General features: G+C 70.1%; 10 protein-coding genes. 5 read left to right on the top strand and 5 right to left on the bottom strand.

Annotated elements, in window-relative coordinates:
• Positions 1–85 precede the first annotated feature (85 nt).
• The 5 genes from OXS31_RS06745 (at position 86) to OXS31_RS06725 (ending at position 9,585) form a co-directional block, all read left to right on the top strand.
• A complete protein-coding gene (locus tag OXS31_RS06745; RefSeq protein ID WP_267398404.1) occupies positions 86–1,525 on the top strand; it encodes a TolC family protein in 1,440 nt (479 codons plus the stop codon).
• A gap of 11 nt (positions 1,526–1,536) precedes the next feature.
• The gene (locus OXS31_RS06740) at positions 1,537–2,322 is read left to right on the top strand and encodes a MipA/OmpV family protein (protein WP_267398403.1); all 786 of its coding nucleotides are present in this window, start codon (positions 1,537–1,539) and stop codon (positions 2,320–2,322) included.
• A 14-nt stretch (positions 2,323–2,336) separates the two neighbouring features.
• The gene (locus OXS31_RS06735) at positions 2,337–3,434 is read left to right on the top strand and encodes an efflux RND transporter periplasmic adaptor subunit (protein ID WP_267398402.1); all 1,098 of its coding nucleotides are present in this window, start codon (positions 2,337–2,339) and stop codon (positions 3,432–3,434) included.
• Positions 3,435–3,437: 3 nt separating this feature from the next.
• Entirely contained in the window at positions 3,438–6,443 is a 3,006-nt protein-coding gene (locus tag OXS31_RS06730) for an efflux RND transporter permease subunit (protein ID WP_267398401.1), read from the top strand.
• Between the two features lie 142 nt (positions 6,444–6,585).
• The gene (locus OXS31_RS06725) at positions 6,586–9,585 is read left to right on the top strand and encodes a chemotaxis protein CheB (RefSeq protein ID WP_267398400.1); all 3,000 of its coding nucleotides are present in this window, start codon (positions 6,586–6,588) and stop codon (positions 9,583–9,585) included.
• Between the two features lie 9 nt (positions 9,586–9,594).
• Here OXS31_RS06725 and OXS31_RS06720 read toward each other — a convergent pair whose 3' ends face one another.
• From OXS31_RS06720 to OXS31_RS06700, 5 genes are all read right to left on the bottom strand, one after another.
• Positions 9,595–11,151: an altronate dehydratase family protein gene (locus tag OXS31_RS06720; protein ID WP_150338790.1), complete on the bottom strand. Its 1,557-nt coding sequence runs from the start codon at positions 11,149–11,151 to the stop codon at positions 9,595–9,597.
• A gap of 73 nt (positions 11,152–11,224) precedes the next feature.
• The gene (gene uxuA / locus OXS31_RS06715) at positions 11,225–12,409 is read right to left on the bottom strand and encodes a mannonate dehydratase (RefSeq protein ID WP_267398399.1); all 1,185 of its coding nucleotides are present in this window, start codon (positions 12,407–12,409) and stop codon (positions 11,225–11,227) included.
• A 1-nt stretch (position 12,410) separates the two neighbouring features.
• Positions 12,411–13,844, bottom strand: a complete 1,434-nt coding sequence (locus tag OXS31_RS06710; protein WP_267398398.1) for a mannitol dehydrogenase family protein — start codon at positions 13,842–13,844, stop codon at positions 12,411–12,413.
• The gene (locus tag OXS31_RS06705) at positions 13,841–15,118 is read right to left on the bottom strand and encodes an MFS transporter (protein WP_044342545.1); all 1,278 of its coding nucleotides are present in this window, start codon (positions 15,116–15,118) and stop codon (positions 13,841–13,843) included. Before OXS31_RS06705 ends, OXS31_RS06710 begins: the two co-directional genes overlap by 4 nt.
• A gap of 70 nt (positions 15,119–15,188) precedes the next feature.
• On the bottom strand, positions 15,189–16,217 hold the full coding sequence (locus OXS31_RS06700) for a Zn-dependent oxidoreductase (RefSeq protein ID WP_169853705.1): 1,029 nt from the start codon (positions 16,215–16,217) through the stop codon (positions 15,189–15,191).
• Positions 16,218–16,222 lie beyond the last annotated feature (5 nt).

Here is a 16,222-nt window from a genome sequence, read left to right as displayed (position 1 = left end):
TGATCGAATCTAGACAATTCGCCGAAGGAATCTTGATTCGGCGTCCCTAGGCTGCGACCCATGCCTTGCACCTGGTCCGCCTGCCATGCCTTCACTCGCCGCTTCCATCACCTGCCAGTTGCTGCTGATCGGTCTGCTGGGCCTCAGCGGTTGCTCGCTGATTCCCGACTACCAGCGGCCGCCCCTGCCGGTTCCCGCGCACCAGGGGCTGTGGCAGCGGCAGGACGCTGCCCCCGCGGCGGGCGTTGACCTCAGCCCTGACGAGCGCCAACTGCTGGCCGCGGTCAGCGCTGACGCTCTCCTGCCAGAGCTGGTGGGCCAGGCGCTGGCGGGCAATCGAGACTACCGGATAACCCAGCTCAGGGTCGAGCAGGCGCGGGCGCAGCTGGGCGCGCGCCAGGCCGACCGCTGGCCCACCCTGGGCCTGGCGGTGCAGCGGCCGCGCCAGCGCTTCGCCGACCAGGCGCTGGACGAGCGCTACCAGCAGGACCTGGCCACCGCCACCCTCGGCGTGGACGCCTTCGAACTGGACTTCTTCGGGCGGGTAGCCAGCCTCGGCGAAGAGGCCCGCCACCAGCTGTTGGCCAGCGCCTATGGCCAGCAGGCCGCGCGCGGCGCCTTGGTAGCCGAGGTGGCGCGCCTTTTCCTGCTGGCCCGCGAGGCCGATGCCCAGGTCTTCAGCGCCCAGGCCATGGCGGCCCTCAGCGATGAGCTGGTGCAGCGGACCCGGGCACGCATCGCCGCCGGCGACCTGGCCCCGGCTGCCCTGGAGCCCCTGACCCAGGCCGCCCTGGACGCACGCCAACTGGAGCAACAGCGCCTGAGCCAACGCACCCAGGCCTATGGGGCGCTGGCCTGGGTCACCGGCTACCGGCTGGCGCCCTCGCCCAGCGCTGCGCCTGCCCCGGCCGGTCCGCCGCCGGAACTGCCGGGCGAGCTGGCCGACCTGCCCTCCAGCCGCCTGCTGGAGCGTCTCGACGTACGCGCGGCCGAGGAGCGCCTGCAGGCGGCCAACGCCAGCATAGGCGCGGCCCGTGCCGCCTTTTTCCCGAGCATTCGCCTGAGCACCGCGGTGGGCCTGGCCAGTCCGCAATTGCAGGACCTGTTCAGCGCCGGTCAAGGGCTGCGCCTGCTGACGCCGTCGCTGTCCCTGCCGCTGTTCGACGGCGCGCGCAACCAGGCCAACCTGGACGCCGCCAGGACCGCTCGCGACCTGGCCCTGGCCGCCTACGAACGCACCCTGCAGGACGCCTTTCGCGAACTGGCCGAAGGCCTGGAAGAGCGCCGCCTGCTGCTCGCGCAGCGGCAGACCCTGGCCGCCCAGCTGCAGTTGAGCCAGGCGCGCCGACAGCGTCTGGCGCGCCAGTGGCAGGCCGGGGCCGGCGATCCCGGCGCCAGCCTGCAGGCCGGTCTCGACGGGTTGCGCGCAGGCGAGGCGCTGCGCCAGACCGGCCAGGCCCTGCGCCTCAATCGCCTGCGCCTGTACCGCGCCCTGCACGGCCTCGACCACCCTTCCGCCACCTGAGAGGACTCGCCATGACCCGCACCACCCTGCTGCCGCTGCTGCTTTGCCTGACACCCCTGGCCGGCCAGGCGGCCGACGCCTCGCCCTGGGGCGACCACACCGACGTCAGCCTCGGCCTGGTGGCCGGCGCGGTCAGTCGTTACATGGGTTCGGCTGCCTACCGGCCGCAGTTGCTGCCGCTGGTGGTGGTGCAGCATGAACCCTTCTTTGCCGACACCAGTCGCGGCCTCGGCCTGCAATGGCAGTCGGCCCAGGGACTGACCCTCAGCGGCGCCCTGAACTACGACTTCGGCCGCGATGACCGCGACAACGCCTCGCGGCCAGGCGCCGACCGCTTGAAGGGTATGGGCGAGGTCGACGGCGCCACGGTGCTGGACCTCAATCTGAGCCAGGCCCTGGCGCCCTGGCTCAGCCTCAACGCCGAGGGCGAATGGCGACTGGCCGGGGCCCAGCGCGGCAATCGCTATCGCCTGGGCGTGGAAGCCATCGGCCTGCACACCGACCAGGACACCCTGGCGCTGGATCTCGACGCCCACGCCGGTGACCGCCGCTTCAACCAGACCTATTTCGGCGTCACCGCCGCCCAGAGCGCCGCCAGCGGCTTCGCCCCGGCGCGGCTCGACCGGGGCATCTATGCCTATTCCGCCGCGCTGAACTGGTTGCACGCCTTCGATCCGCACTGGAGTTCGGTGGCGACCCTGACCACCACCTACTACGGCGACCAGGCACGCGACAGCCCGCTGCGGCAGCGCGCCACCGCCACCACCGCCCAAGTCGCCCTGACCTACAGCTTCTGATCCTGGAGCCCGCCATGCCCGGCCCGCGCCTGACCTCCGCCCTCACCTTCCTCTTGCTGCTGCCCCTGCTGGGCGGCTGTTCACCGGATGAACGCCCCGGTCCGGTGCCCCTGCGCACCGTCAAGCTCGCGCCGGTCGCGCGGCTTGCGGCCCAGGCCCCGCTGCTACCCGGCCTGGTGCGACAGCGGCACAGCTCGGCGCTGGCCTTCGAAAATGGCGGCCGGGTGCTGAGGGTGGCCGTAGACGTGGGTGCCCGGGTCGCGGCCGGGCAACTGCTCGCCGAGCAGGACGCCGAACCGGCACGTCTGCGCCTGGCCCAGGCCAGCGCTCGGGTGCAGGCCGCTCGGGTGGAGCTGGACCAGCGCCGCGCCGGGCAGCGGCGTGCTCGGCAGCTGTTCGCCGACGGCAACCTGGCCAAGGCCGAGCTGGAAGCCGCCGACGCCGCCCTGGGTGCGGCCCAGGCCCAGCAAGGAGGCGCCGAGGCGGAACTGGCCCTGGCGCGCCGCGCCCTGGCCCAGACCCGGCTGATAGCGCCCTTCGCTGGCCAGATCGTCCTGCGCGCGCCGGAGCCGCTGCGGCTGGTGGGCGCGGGCGAGACCCTGTTCGGGCTGCAGGCCGACGGCGAACGTCAGGTGGTGGTGCAGGTGCCGGCCGCCCTGGCCCAGGGGCTGGCGCCCGGCACTCAGGCCCAGGCCTATGCCACGCGCGACGGCGCGCCCCTGCCGCTCCGGCTGGTCGGTCTTTCGCCGCGTGCCGAGCAGGGCCTGCTGCAGGAAGCGGTCTTCGCCCTCGACCAGGAAGCACCGGCCCTGCCCAGCGGCAGCCTGCTGGACGTGCGTCTGCCGCTGCCGGCCCAGGCGCAGCTAGCGGTGCCCCTGGGCGCGCTGCTGCCCGGTCAGAGCGGCAGCGCCGGTCAGGTCTATGTCTACCAGCCGGAGACCCAGCAGGTGAAACCGCGCCCGGTCACGGTGGCGGCCCTGCAGCAGGGCCAGGCGCTGATCGCCAGCGGTCTCGCCGAGGGTGACCAGATCGTGGTGGCCGGCGCCGCCTTCCTGCGCGCGGGCGAGCATGTGCTGCCCTATCGGCCCGGCACCGTGCTCACGGGGGAGTAAGTTATGTCCCTGACCGCTTTCGCCCTGCGCCGGGGTCGCCTGGTGCTCTTTGTCGCCCTGGCCCTGCTGCTCGGCGGTCTCTATGCCTTTCTCGGCTTTCCCTCCCAGGAGGAGCCCAGCGTCACGGTGCGCGACGCCCTGGTCAGCGTCGCCCTGCCCGGCCTGCCCAGCGACCGGGTGGAAGAGCTGCTGGCCAAGCCGCTGGAAGACCGGCTGCGCGAATTGCCCGAACTCAAGACCCTGGTGACCACCCTGAGACCCGGCCAGGCCATCGTCCAGCTCACCGCACGGGACGAGATCACGGACCTGCCGGCGCTCTGGCAACGGGTGCGCAACAAGGTCGCCGAGGTGGCGCAAGAGCTGCCCGAAGGCACCCAGGGGCCGGTGGTGGACGACGACTTCGGCCGGGTGGCGGTGGCGTCCATCGCCGTGACCGCGCCCGGCTTCAGCCCGAGCGAACTGCGCAACGAAGCCGAACGGCTGCGTCGGGCGCTCTATGATCTGCCCGGGGTGGATCGCATCGCCCTCTATGGCCTGCAGGAAGACCGCGTCACCCTCGACCTGGACGCCACCGCCCTGGCGCGGACCGGTCTTTCGCCCCAGGCCCTGCTGGCGCAGCTGCGGGCGCGCAACGCACTGGTCAGCGGCGGCAGCCTGCGCCAGGGCGACCGTACGCTGAGCCTGGCCATCGGCGGCGAACTGGCCGATCCCGCCGCGCTGCGCGCCGTGCCGATCCAGCTGGCCGACGGCCGCGCCGTGCCCCTGGCCGAGCTGGCCCAGGTGCGGGTCGAACCCGCGCAGCCGGTGCGCAGCGCCGCCTTCTATCGCGGCGAGCGCGCCCTGGTGCTGGGCATCGCCATGACCCCGGGACGCAACGTGGAAGCCTTCGGCGCTGCGCTGCACGACCGGCTCAAGGCCCTGGAGGCCAGTCTGCCCGCCGGGTTCGCCCTGCACCGGGTGACCTTCCAGGCCGAGGTGGTCCATCACGCCATGGCGCGCATGCAGCACGTGCTGATGGAAACCATGGTGATCGTCATGGCGGTGGTCATGCTGTTCCTGGGTTGGCGCCTGGGACTGATCGTCGGCGCCATCGTGCCGCTCACGGTGCTGGCCACCCTGCTGGTCATGCGCGCCCTGGGCATCGAACTGCAGACGGTGTCCATCGCCGCGCTGATCCTGGCGCTGGGACTGCTGGTGGACAACGGCATCGTCATCGCCGAAGACATCGAACGACGCCTGCGCGCCGGCGAAGAGCGGCGCGCCGCCTGCGAGGCCGCCGGCCGGACCCTGGCCATCCCGCTGCTGACCTCTTCGCTGGTGATCATCCTGGCCTTCTCGCCGTTCTTTCTCGGCCAGACCAGCACCAACGAATACCTGAGGTCCCTGGCCGTGGTGCTGGCGCTGACCCTGCTGGGCTCCTGGGCGCTCAGCCTGACGGTGACGCCGCTGCTCTGCCTGCGCCTGGTGCCGGATCCCACCCATACCGGCGCCAGCACCGACAGCGCCCTGCACCGCGGCTATCGCCGGGTGCTGGAAGCCCTGCTACGGCACCGGCTGGCCTATCTGCTGGCCATGCTCGGGCTGCTGGTGCTGGCCACCCTCAAGGTGCTCAGCCTGCCCTACGACTTCCTGCCGCCTTCGGATCGCAATCAGTTCCAGATCCCCGTCCAGCTGGAACCCGGCACCTCGGCCGAGCGCACCCTGGACCTCATGCAGGGCTTCAGTCGCTGGCTGGGCGCGGATGCCGATATCGTCGAAAGCATCGGCTACGTCGCCGACGGCGGGCCGCGCATCGTGCTGGGACTCAATCCGCCGTTGCCCGGTCCCAATGTCGCCTATTTCACCGTGACCACTCGCCCGGACGCCGATCTCGCCCAAGTGATGACGCGCCTCGGGAATGAGCTGACGCGCGGCTATCCCGAGGTGCGCGCCCAGCCCAAGCGCTTTTCCCTGGGCACCACCGAGAGCGGCCTGGCGGTCTATCGCCTGAGCGGGCCGGACGAGGCGGTCCTGCGTCAGCTGGGCAGCGATCTTGCCGACCTGCTCGCCGCCGTCCCCGGGACCCGCGACATCCAGGACGACTGGGGTCCGCGGCTGCTGCGCTATCAGGTCGAGGTCGACCCGGCCCGGGCCCGCGCCGCCGGACTCGACCGGCGCGACCTGGCCCAGACGCTGCAACTGGCCGGCGACGGCCTGAGCGGCGCCCGGTTGCGCGATGGCCAGTATGCGGTCGAGATCGCCGCGCGCAGCCCTGCCCCTGACGGCGATCCAGGCAGCCTGCTGGTCTATCCCCAGGGCGGCGGCGCGCCGCTGCCGCTGGCGGCGGTGGCCCGGATCGAGCTGGCCAGCGAGGCCGGGGTCAAGGTCAGACGCAATCTGCAGCGCACCCTCACGGTCAGCGCGCGCAATCCCGGCATGACCGCCGCCACCCTGGTCGCCACCCTCGCGCCCCAGTTGCCGACCCTGCAGTTGCCGCCCGGCTACCGCCTGGAGCTGGGCGGAGAGAGCGAGGATTCCGCCGCCGCCAACGACGCCCTGCTGCGCTACCTGCCGCTGGCCGCCGTGGCCATGCTGCTACTGTTCCTCTGGCAATTCGACTCCTGGCGCAAGGTGCTCATCATCGTTGCCAGCATCCCCTTCATCCTCATCGGCGTGGCTCTGGCGCTCTGGCTGAGTGGCCATCCCTTCGGCTTCATGGCCACCTTCGGACTGCTGTCCCTGGCCGGCATCATCGTCAACAACGCGGTCTTGCTGCTCGAACGCATAGAAGCCGAACGCCAGGCCGGCAAGCCCCTGGTGCCGGCGCTGCTCGACGCCGCCGGCGAGCGCCTGCGGCCGATCATCATGACCAAGCTGACCTGCATCCTCGGTCTCATCCCGCTGATGCTCTTTGCCGGTCCCCTGTGGACGGGCATGGCCATCAGCATGATCGGCGGCCTGGCGCTGGGCACCCTGGTGACCCTGGGGCTGATCCCGGTGCTCTATGGCTTGCTCCATGGGCGCCGTTAGCGGGCAACCGGGCGCGAGAAGGCGCCGCTTCGCTGGCGCAAAGGCGGGGTGACGGTATGCTGGTAGGGATCCGGCGCCACCCGCTCCTGTGGCCGCCCCTCGCCCCGATGCCCCCGCCCGGGGCACCGCCAAGGACTCTCCCATGACCAGACTCCAGTCCCCATCGGAGGCTGTCGCGCTTCCCCCGCTCATCGTGATCGGCGCCTCCGCCGGCGGCATCACCGCGCTGCAGCAGCTGTTCGAGGCCATCGGCACCCAGCTGCCCTTCGCCTTCGTCGTGCTGCAGCATCTACCGCCCAGCAGCTCCAGTGGTCTGCGCAGCCTCCTGCAAAACTGGTCAGCCATGCCGGTCGAGACGGCCGCGAGTGACACCCACCCCAAGCCCGGCACTGTCCATCTGCCCTCGCCCGCCGCCATCCTGACCCTGGAAGACCAGCGTTTTCACACGCGCCCAGCCGAAGGTGGGCAGCGACGGCCGGAAACCGACGCCATCGATGCCTTCCTGGAGAGCCTTTCGCCGCAGGCGGCCGCCCGTACCATCACGGTGATCCTGTCCGGCAGTGGCATGGACGGCACCGCCGGGGCTATCCACATCCGCCAGTGCGGGGGCACGGTCATCGTCCAGGATCCGCTGACGGCCGCCCATCAGGGCATGCCCAACGCCATCGCCCAGCGCGGTCTGCATCATCTGGCCCTGCCCATCGCCGCTATCGCGCGCTATCTGATCGGCTGCGCCGCGCCGGAGTACCGCTGGCCGGAGCCCACGACCCAGCCGACCCCCCTGGCAACGACCCTGGAGCAGATCCTGGAACTGATCCGCCGCCAGGCGGCGTTCGACTTCAGCGGCTACAAGACGTCCCCCCTGCTCTGGCGCATCCAGCAGCGCATGGATGTACGCCGGGTCTGGGCCTTCGGCGACTATGCCGCGCTGCTGGAGGACGACCCCGCCGAGCTGGTGGCCCTGGTCAAGGGCATCCCTATCCATGTCACCGAATTCTTTCGCGATCCGGACGCCTGGGACGTACTCGGCGAAGAGGTGCTGCTGCCGCTGCTGAAGCGTCCGGCGACCGAGCCCCTGCGCATCTGGATCCCCGCCTGCTCCACGGGGCAGGAAGCCTATTCGATGGCGATGTTGCTCGACGAACTGCGTACCGCCCATGGCTGCACCACCGGAGCCCAGCTGTTCGCCACCGAGCCGGCCCCGGAGATGCTGGCCCAGGCCAGCCGTGGCGCCTATCGCGGCAGAGAGCTGGCGACGCTATCACCCGCACGTCTGGAAAGATTCTTCTATGCCGTCGATGGGGCCTATCGGGTTCGGCGCTCCTTGCGCGAGCGCATGGTCTTCGCGGTGCAGGACCTGCTGCTCGATCCGCCGTTCGCCGCGATGGATCTGATCAGCTGTCGGAATCTGCTGATCTACCTCGAACCCGAGACCATCGACTTCGTGCTGCAGCTATTGCACGGCGCGCTTCGGCCTGGCGGCTATCTGCTGCTGGGCAAGAGCGAGGCCTATCCCCTGCATCGCTTCGGCTTCGAACCCGTGGCCCTGCGCTGGAATCTCCATCGCAAGGCAGGGCCCTTGCCAGGCCCGCCGCCCACCCTGCCCCGGCGACGATCCGGCCGGACAGCGCGCGCCCTCGAAGCCGAGCGCACGGCCCTCGAACATTTCGAGCTGCCCTCGGTGCTGATCGACGTCGAGGGGCAGGTGCTGCGCCTGTACGGCAACACCGAGGCGTTTCTCGGCCTGCCGGTCGGCGAACCGAGTTACCGACTGCTCGATCTGGTGCCCCGCCCCTGGGTCGCCACCCTGCGCCATCACCTCACCGGCGCCCTGCACGGTGGCGAGCCAACGCTGGTCGCGGGCTTGCCGGATCGCTTCGACGCCACCTTGAGCGTCACCTTGCGCATCACGCCCCTGGACGGTCCGGGTCAACAGGATCAGGTGCTGGTGTCCTTCATCCGTCAGTCAGGGAGCGCGGGGACACCCGCGTCTCCAGACGTTTTCGATGACACCCGGGTGGTAGAGGAAGCGGACTGGCGTGAAGCGATCCGTCTTTCCCAGGAAGAGCTCGAAGCCTCGCGCGAGGAGCTGCAGGCGCTCACCGAAGAACTCAAGGCCTTGAACAACGAACTCAAGGACACCAACGACCAGCTGCAACTGAGCAACGAGGACCTGAACCGGGCGAACGATTCGCTGCAGGACCATATCGGGCAGTTGCAGATGCAGCGGCGGGTCCTGTCCTCCGGCGCCGTGATGACCCTCTGCCTGGATGCCGAGCTGAAGATCCTCTGGTTCACCCCGGCCATGACCGACCTGCTGCCGCTGCAACAGGCCGATACCGGGCGGCATGTGCGGGATCTGGTACCGAAATTCCAGGATCCCGAGCTGTTCGAGGACATTCGGCAGGTGTTGCAGGATGGCGAGCCCCGCACGGCGGTGGTGCAGTCCCGGGACAGCCGCTGGTTTTTGCGGCGAATCTACCCGGATACGGGCAATCCGCGAGCCGTCGCCGGTGTCGCCGTCACCTTCGCCGATATCACCCTGCGCACCCAGGCGGAGCTGGCACTGCGTGAACGCGAACGCCAGCTGAAACGCAGTCAGCAATGGCTTACCGCGCAGAAGGACGCCTTCCAGTCCGCCATGAGGGGAGAAGGCCTACGCCGGTCGCTGGGCATTCTGATCCAGGCCCTGATCGCCGAAGCGGGTGATCAGCGCCGGTGCGCCTTCTTTCTCTCCAAGAGCACGGGTCTGAGCCATGTGGTGGGTATGACGGAGCGCTACGCCCGGGACGTGGAGGGTTGCCCGATCTCCCTTGATTCGCTGGCCTGCGGGCTGGCCATCGCGCTGGGTGAGCCGGTCATCACCCGCGATGTGCTGGAGGAGCCGCTCTGGGAATCCCGGGCGTGGATGGCACGTCAATACGACTTCCGTGGCTGCTGGTCCTTTCCGGTCAAGACTGCGGACGGTGAGAGCCTCGGTTCCCTGGCGATGTATTTCCAACATCCCCGACTGCCGGATGCGATGGATCTCGAACTGGCCGCGGCCTTCACCCACACCGCGGCGATCATCATCTGGCGGCACCTGCAACCGGATGGCGAGGCCGTGACCAGCGGCATCGACACCGGGCTGGCAGAGCCCTGATCCCCCCACTCAGGTGGTGGCGCCCAGTTGCCAGGGGACGAATTCGTTCTGCCCGTAGCCGTGCAACTCGCTGCGGCTGCGCTCCCCCGAAGCCAGCGCCAGCAGGCGCTCGAAGATGAAGGCGCCCCGCTCTTCCAGGGTGGTGCTGCCGTCCACCAGGCCCCCGCAATCCACGTCCATGTCGTCGCGCTGGCTCTCCCACAGCCGGGTGTTGGTGGCGATCTTCAGCGACGGCGTCGGTGCGCAGCCATAGGCCGAACCCCGGCCAGTGGTGAAGGCGATGAGGTTGGCACCGCCCGCCACCTGGCCGGTGGCCGAGACCGGGTCGTAGCCGGGGGTGTCCATGAACACCAGGCCCGGGGTGCGCACCGGCTCGGCGTAGCCATAGACCGCCATCAGATCGGTGGAACCGGCCTTGATCACCGCGCCCAGGGATTTTTCCAGAATGGTGGTCAGGCCGCCGGCCTTGTTGCCCGCCGAGGGGTTGTTGTCCAGGCTGGCGCCGAAGCGGGCGCAATAGTCTTCCCACCAGCGGATGCGTTCCACCAGGCGCTCGCCCACCGCCGGGCTGGCGGCGCGGCGGGTGAGCAGGTGTTCGGCGCCGTAGATTTCCGGCGTTTCCGAGAGGATGGCGGTGCCCCCGGCGGCCACCAGCAGGTCCACCGCCCGGCCCAGGGCCGGATTGGCGCTGATGCCGGAATAGCCGTCCGAGCCGCCGCATTGCAGGCCCAGGACCAGATGCCGCGCGCTGACCGGTTCGCGCTGCACCGCATTGGCCGTGGGCAGCAACGCCTCGACCGCGGCGATGCCACGGGCCACGGTGGCGGTGGTGCCGCCGCTGTCCTGGATATTGAGGGTCTGCAGTCCCGCATGCTCGGCGAGGCCCTGGTCGGCCAGCAGTGAGGGGATCTGGTTGGCTTCGCAGCCGAGGCCGATGAACAGCACGGCGGCGAAGTTGGGGTGGGCCGCATAGCCACCCAGGGTGCGGCGCAGCACCGCCATGCCCTCGCCCTGAGTGTCGATGCCGCAGCCGACGCCATGGGTCAGGGCGACCACGCCGTCGACGTTGGGATAGGGCTCCAGCGCCGCGGGACGGACGTCGCGGCGGAAATGGTCGGCCACCGCCCGGGCCACCGTGGCCGAGCAATTCACCGAGGTGAGGATGCCGATGTAGTTGCGGGTCGCCACCCGGCCATCCGGGCGGACGATGCCGAGAAAGCTGCGCTCGATGGGCGCCGGGGCGCCACGCGCCTCGATGCCGAAGGCGTGTTCGCGGGTGAAGTCGCCCATGGCCAGGTTGTGCACGTGCACATGGCTGCCGGCGGCGATGGCCGCGCGGGCGAAGCCGATGATCTGGCCATAGCGGCGTACCGGCGCACCTGCGGCGATGGCGCGCACGGCGACCTTGTGCCCGGCGGGCACCGGTTCCCGGACCTGCACGCCCTCCTCCGGCAATTCCAGGCCGGGCACCAGCGCCTGGCGGGCGATGAGCACATCGTCTAGCGGGTGCAGACGCAGGGTGGCGCGGGCAGCGGCCGCGGCGCCGCTGCGGGTGATCAATTCCATAGGGGTCTCCATGTCAGCCTTCGAATTTGATCTGGACCACGCCCGAGGGGGGCCTGATAGCTGCCGATCCACATCAACCGCGCTCCTCTTCCAGTTGCCGCACGGCCTGTTCCACGCCGCGCAATTCCGCCAGGCCCTTGAGCCGGCCGATCAGCGAATAGCCCGGATTGGTCCGCCGCCCCTGGTCATCCAGCAGCTGATGACCATGGTCCGGCCTCATGGGCAGGCGCGCTCCGCCGTCGCGTGCGCGGCGATGCTCCTCGCGCACCAGTTCGCGGATCACCCCGACCATGTCGACGTCGCCATCCAGATGATGGGCCTCGTGGAAGCTGCGCGGATCCGCCTCGCGCCGGGTCGCCCGCAGGTGGACGAAATGGATGCGCGGCGCGAACTGGCGGGCCATGGCCACCAGGTCGTTGTCGGCGCGCACGCCATAGGAGCCGGTGCAGAAGGTGAGGCCGTTGGCCGGGCTCGGCACAGCATCCAGCAGCCACTGGGCATCGGCGGCGGTGGAGACCACCCGGGGCAGACCCAGCAGCGGTCGCGGCGGATCGTCCGGATGCACCCCCAGGCGGATGCCCACTTCTTCCGCCACCGGCACCACCGCCTGGAGAAAGGTCGCCAGGTGCTCGCGCAGCTGCGCGGCGTCGATACCGGAATAGGTGGCCAGCAGGGCCCGCAGGTCGGCCACCGTGTAGCCCTCCTCGGCGCCCGGCAGACCGGCGATGAGGGTGCGCACCAGTTCGTCGCGCCCGGCGTCGTCGAGCCCGGCGTGATAGCGGCGCGCCCGTTCGATCTCCGCGGTGCTGTACTCGGCCTCGGCGCCGTCACGCTGCAGGATGCAGAGATCGAAGGCGGCGAAGGCGTCCTGATCGAATCTCAGCGCCCAGCCGCCGTCGGGCAACCGATGGGCCAGCTGGGTGCGGGTCCAGTCGAGCACCGGCATGAAGTTGTAGCAGACCACGTCGATGCCGCACTGGGCGAGGTTGCGCAGACTCTGGCAGTAGTTCTCCAGATAGCGCTCGCGACCCGGCAGTCCGCGCTTGATGTCTTCGTGGACCGGGATGCTCTCCACCACCGACCAGGACAGCCCCGCCGCCTCGATCAGCGCCTTGCGCTCGGCGATGGCGGCCACCGGCCAGACCTCGCCATTGGCGATCTCGTGCAGCGCCGTGACGATGCCGGTGGCCCCGGTCTGGCGGATGTCGGCGAGAGAGATGGGATCGCGCGGGCCGAACCAGCGCCAGGTGTGTTCCATGTCAGACTCCTTGCTCGGTCAGATCGGCGATGGCCGCTTCGATACCCGCCGCGGCGATGCGCGCGTGGGCCCGTTGCACCGCGGCGCGAAAGACGGGGTGCGCGGCCAGGTCAGGGGGAAAGACCTCGGCCAGCGCCAGCACGGCGTCCACCCGCGCCGCGCCCGTAGGCAAGGCGGCCAGGGTGGCGCGCAGGGGATCGTCCAGCGCCTCGCCCTCGCCTTCACCATAGTGGATCCAGGCCGCCACGCCGAGGGCGGTGCAGGCCGGATCACCGCCCTGCTCCAGCAGCTGCCGGGCGCCCAGCAGCCAGCGTTGCGGCAGCTTCTGCGAGCCGTCCATGGCGATCTGCCGCAGGCGGTGCTGCAGGGCATCGTTGCGGAAGCGCGCGACCAGCGCCTGGGCATAGCCCGGCAGATCCACGCCTTCCGGCATGTCCTGGGTCGGCGCCGCCTCGCGACTCATATAGCGGTGCACCAGGGCCGCCAGGCGTTCATCGGCCATGGCCTCGGCCACGGTGCCGTGACCGGCCAGGCTGCCGACATAGGCCAGCAGCGAATGGCTGCCATTGAGCAGGCGCAGCTTCATGGTCTCGAAGGGGCGGACGTCCGCCACCATCTGCACCCCTTCCCGTTCCCAGTCCGGGCGCCCTTGCGGAAAGCGGTCCTCGACCACCCACTGGCTGAAGGCCTCGCCGACCACGGCGGCCGGGTCATCGCAGCCGAGATCGCGCAACCGCGCGAAGGCGGCTTCGTCCATGGCCGGAACGATGCGATCCACCATGCTGCAGGGAAAGGCCACCTCGGTAGCGATCCAGGCCGCCAGCCCGGCGTCCTGGGCCTCGGCGAGGGACACCACCGCCTGGCGGGTCCGCTGGCCGTTGTCCGGCATGTTGTCGCAGCAGAGGACGGTGAAGGGCGCGATGCCGGCCGCCCGGCGCCGGCGCAGGCCTTCCACCAGCAGCCCCGGCGCGGTGCGCGGCGCCCGCGGTTCGATTAGGTCGTGGACGATGCCGGGATCGTCGCGGCGCAGCGCGCCGCTGGCCGGACTCAGGCAATAGCCCTTTTCCGTCACCGTCAGAGTGACGATGCGCACCCCGGGATCGGCCAGCCGGGCCAGCAGGGCCTCGCGCCCGGCCCCGCCGTCGCCAGCGTAGAGCACCTCGCGCAGGACGCCGATCTCGCGCAGCACCCCTTCGCGCCGGTTGCGGTATTCGGCCACGTGATAGCGACCCTGCTGGGCGCTGAGGGTCTCCACCAGCGCCCGCCCCGATCTGAGGTTGGCGCTGCACAGGCCCCAGGCGCCGCCGCCATGGCGGGCCAGGTTGCGCTCCAGGTAGACCGCCTGGTGGGCACGATGGAAGGCGCCCAGGCCCAGGTGGACGATGCCGATGGCGGGCGCCGGATAGCGCGAAGGAATACGTTCGAAATCGCTCATCGGGCGCCTCCGGTGGCCAGCTCGGCGGGTGCGTCCGCCGGCCGCTCGGCCAGCGGCTTGACGAAGCGCGCCACGCACAGCGAACCGATCACGGTCAGGGCGCCGGCTAGCAGGAAGGCGCTGGTGAAGGCCCCGGTGAATTGCACCAGGTAGCCGGTCACCGCCGGGCCGATGATGCCCGAGGTGTTGGCCAGGAAGTGCATGAAGCCGCTGACCCCGCCCACCCGCGCCGCCGGCACCGTGTCCTGGATGATCGCCCAGTAGATGGCGCCGGTCAGGTAGAGGAAGAACACCGAGAGCGCCACCAGGGCCACCGCGGCATAGAGGGTGCTGACCAGGCCGGCCACGGCGATGCACAGGGCGCAGGCCAGCAGGCAGGTCACCAGCACCACCTTGCGCGAGAACATCAACCGGCCGGTCTTGCGGAACACCCAGTCGGACAGATAGCCGCCCACCGCCAGGCCGATGAAGCCCAGCACCCAGGGGATCACCGTGGCGATGCTCATGTCCTTCACGTTGAGGCCATAGGCCTGGATCAGGTAGCTGGGAAACCAGGTGAGGAAAAAGAACAGGGTGTAGTTGTAGGCGAAGAACGCCAGGGCGGTGAAGAGCACCGTGGGCTGGCGCAGGTAGTACTTGAGCGGCCTGACCTCGGTGTCCACCACGGCCACGGCGCGCTCCTCGGCGGCGATGTCGGCGGCCAGCTGGCCGGTTGGCTTGTCCTTGATCCAGAGGTACCAGACCACCGCCCAGACGAAGCCGATCAGCATGATGACGACAAAGGACACCTTCCAGCCGTAGGCCACCGCGATCACGCCGACGATGGGGCCGGAGATGGCGCCGCCCAGGGGGGTGCCCGACATCGACAGGCCCAGGGTGCGGCCGCGGTTGTGCGGCGCGTACCAGTTGTTGACCATCTTGCTGGTGGAGACGCTCAGGGGCCCCTCGGCCATGCCGAACAGCACCCGGATCACGATCAGCGCGGCAAAGCCCGAGGCCAGCACCGTCAGGCCGCTGAACGCCGACCAGAGCACCATGGCCAGCAGCAGCGTGGTCTTGGCGCCATAGCGGTCGGCGGCCCAGCCACCGATGAAGTTGAACGCCGCATAGCCGACGAAGAAGGCGCTGAACAGCAACCCCATCTCGCCGGCGCTGAGCGCGAAGTCCTTCTGGATCAGCGGCGCCGCCACCGACAGCGCCGAGCGATCCAGATAGTTGACGACCCCCGCCAGGAACAGCATGACGAGTACCAGTCCACGACCTTGTCCAGCCATTTGTTACCTCCCGCTCATTGTCTTTATTCGGTAAGGCATCGCAGCGGCGCCCCTTGGGGAGCCCGTGTTGTCAGGCGTTGCCACCCCATTGCACCAGCACCTTGCGGGTCTGCTCGGGGTGCCTTTCGATCAGCTCGATGGCGCCCGGCATCTCCTGGCTGGCCACCTGGTGGCTGATCAGCGCCGCGGCATCCAGCCGGCCCGTCGCCAGCAGCTCGATGACCCGCGGAAAGCGGCCGTTGTTGAGCCGCGAGCCCACCAGCGTCAGTTCCTTCTTGATGATCTCCAGCTGCACCAGCTCGCTGGGCGTGGCGCTGAAGCCCAGCAGGCCGATGCGCCCGGCCGGCGACGCCAGCCGGACGATCTCCGGCAGCAAGGCCGGATGGCAGGCGGCGTCGACGATCAGCGGCACGCCCTCGCCGCCGGTGGCTTCGCGCATGGCCGCCTCGACATTGGTCTCGCGACCATTGAGGGTGCGGGTCGCGCCCAGGGTCCGGGCGGTGGCCAGGCGATCGTCCAGCACATCGGTCACCGTGATGTCGGCGATGCCCAGCGCCCGGGCCATCTGCACCAGGGTCAGGCCGATCACGCCGGCGCCGTAGATCAGCAGGCCATCGCCGGGCAGGAACTGCATCCGCTCCAGCACATTGAGGGCGATGCTGTAGGGCTCGACCAGGGCGGCCTGGGCCAGCGGCAGACCGGGCGGCAGGCGATGGGCGTTGCCGGCGGGTACGCAGACCTCTTCGCTGAAGCCGCCATCGCGGTGCACCCCCAGCACCTGCAGGCGACTGCAGACATTGGGCCGGCCGATGCGGCAGGGATAGCAGCTGCCACAGGCGATCACCGGATCGACGCAGACCGGATCGCCCACCGCCAGGCCGCTCACGCCCGCGCCCACCTCGCGCACCACGCCGGCGAACTCGTGGCCGGTGACGCGGGGAAAGCGCACGAAGGCGTTCTGCCCATGGATGATGTGCATGTCCGAGCCGCAGATGCCGGCATAGGCCACTCCGACGCGGACCTCACCGGGCGCCAGCGTGGGTACCGCGACCTCTGCGATGCTGAATTCGTGGGGCGCTCTGACCTGAAAGGCTTTCATCCTGG

The organism is Pseudomonas sp. GM_Psu_1 (assembly GCF_026544185.1).
Lineage (GTDB): Bacteria > Pseudomonadota > Gammaproteobacteria > Pseudomonadales > Pseudomonadaceae > Chryseomonas > Chryseomonas oryzihabitans.
The sequence above is the reverse complement of the archived record's forward strand: the minus strand, read 5'-3'. Positions and strand labels throughout refer to the sequence as shown.

What these genes read in the sequence shown, in the direction of transcription:
- OXS31_RS06710 (WP_267398398.1), bottom strand. Translation starts at nt 13,844, where the DNA reads ATGAGCGATTTCGAACGTATTCCTTCGCGCTATCCGGCGCCCGCCATC.
- OXS31_RS06740 (WP_267398403.1), top strand. Translation starts at nt 1,537, where the DNA reads ATGACCCGCACCACCCTGCTGCCGCTGCTGCTTTGCCTGACACCCCTG.
- OXS31_RS06705 (WP_044342545.1), bottom strand. Translation starts at nt 15,118, where the DNA reads ATGGCTGGACAAGGTCGTGGACTGGTACTCGTCATGCTGTTCCTGGCG.
- OXS31_RS06735 (WP_267398402.1), top strand. Translation starts at nt 2,337, where the DNA reads ATGCCCGGCCCGCGCCTGACCTCCGCCCTCACCTTCCTCTTGCTGCTG.
- OXS31_RS06745 (WP_267398404.1), top strand. Translation starts at nt 86, where the DNA reads ATGCCTTCACTCGCCGCTTCCATCACCTGCCAGTTGCTGCTGATCGGT.
- OXS31_RS06730 (WP_267398401.1), top strand. Translation starts at nt 3,438, where the DNA reads ATGTCCCTGACCGCTTTCGCCCTGCGCCGGGGTCGCCTGGTGCTCTTT.
- OXS31_RS06725 (WP_267398400.1), top strand. Translation starts at nt 6,586, where the DNA reads ATGACCAGACTCCAGTCCCCATCGGAGGCTGTCGCGCTTCCCCCGCTC.
- OXS31_RS06720 (WP_150338790.1), bottom strand. Translation starts at nt 11,151, where the DNA reads ATGGAATTGATCACCCGCAGCGGCGCCGCGGCCGCTGCCCGCGCCACC.
- OXS31_RS06700 (WP_169853705.1), bottom strand. Translation starts at nt 16,217, where the DNA reads ATGAAAGCCTTTCAGGTCAGAGCGCCCCACGAATTCAGCATCGCAGAG.
- uxuA (WP_267398399.1), bottom strand. Translation starts at nt 12,409, where the DNA reads ATGGAACACACCTGGCGCTGGTTCGGCCCGCGCGATCCCATCTCTCTC.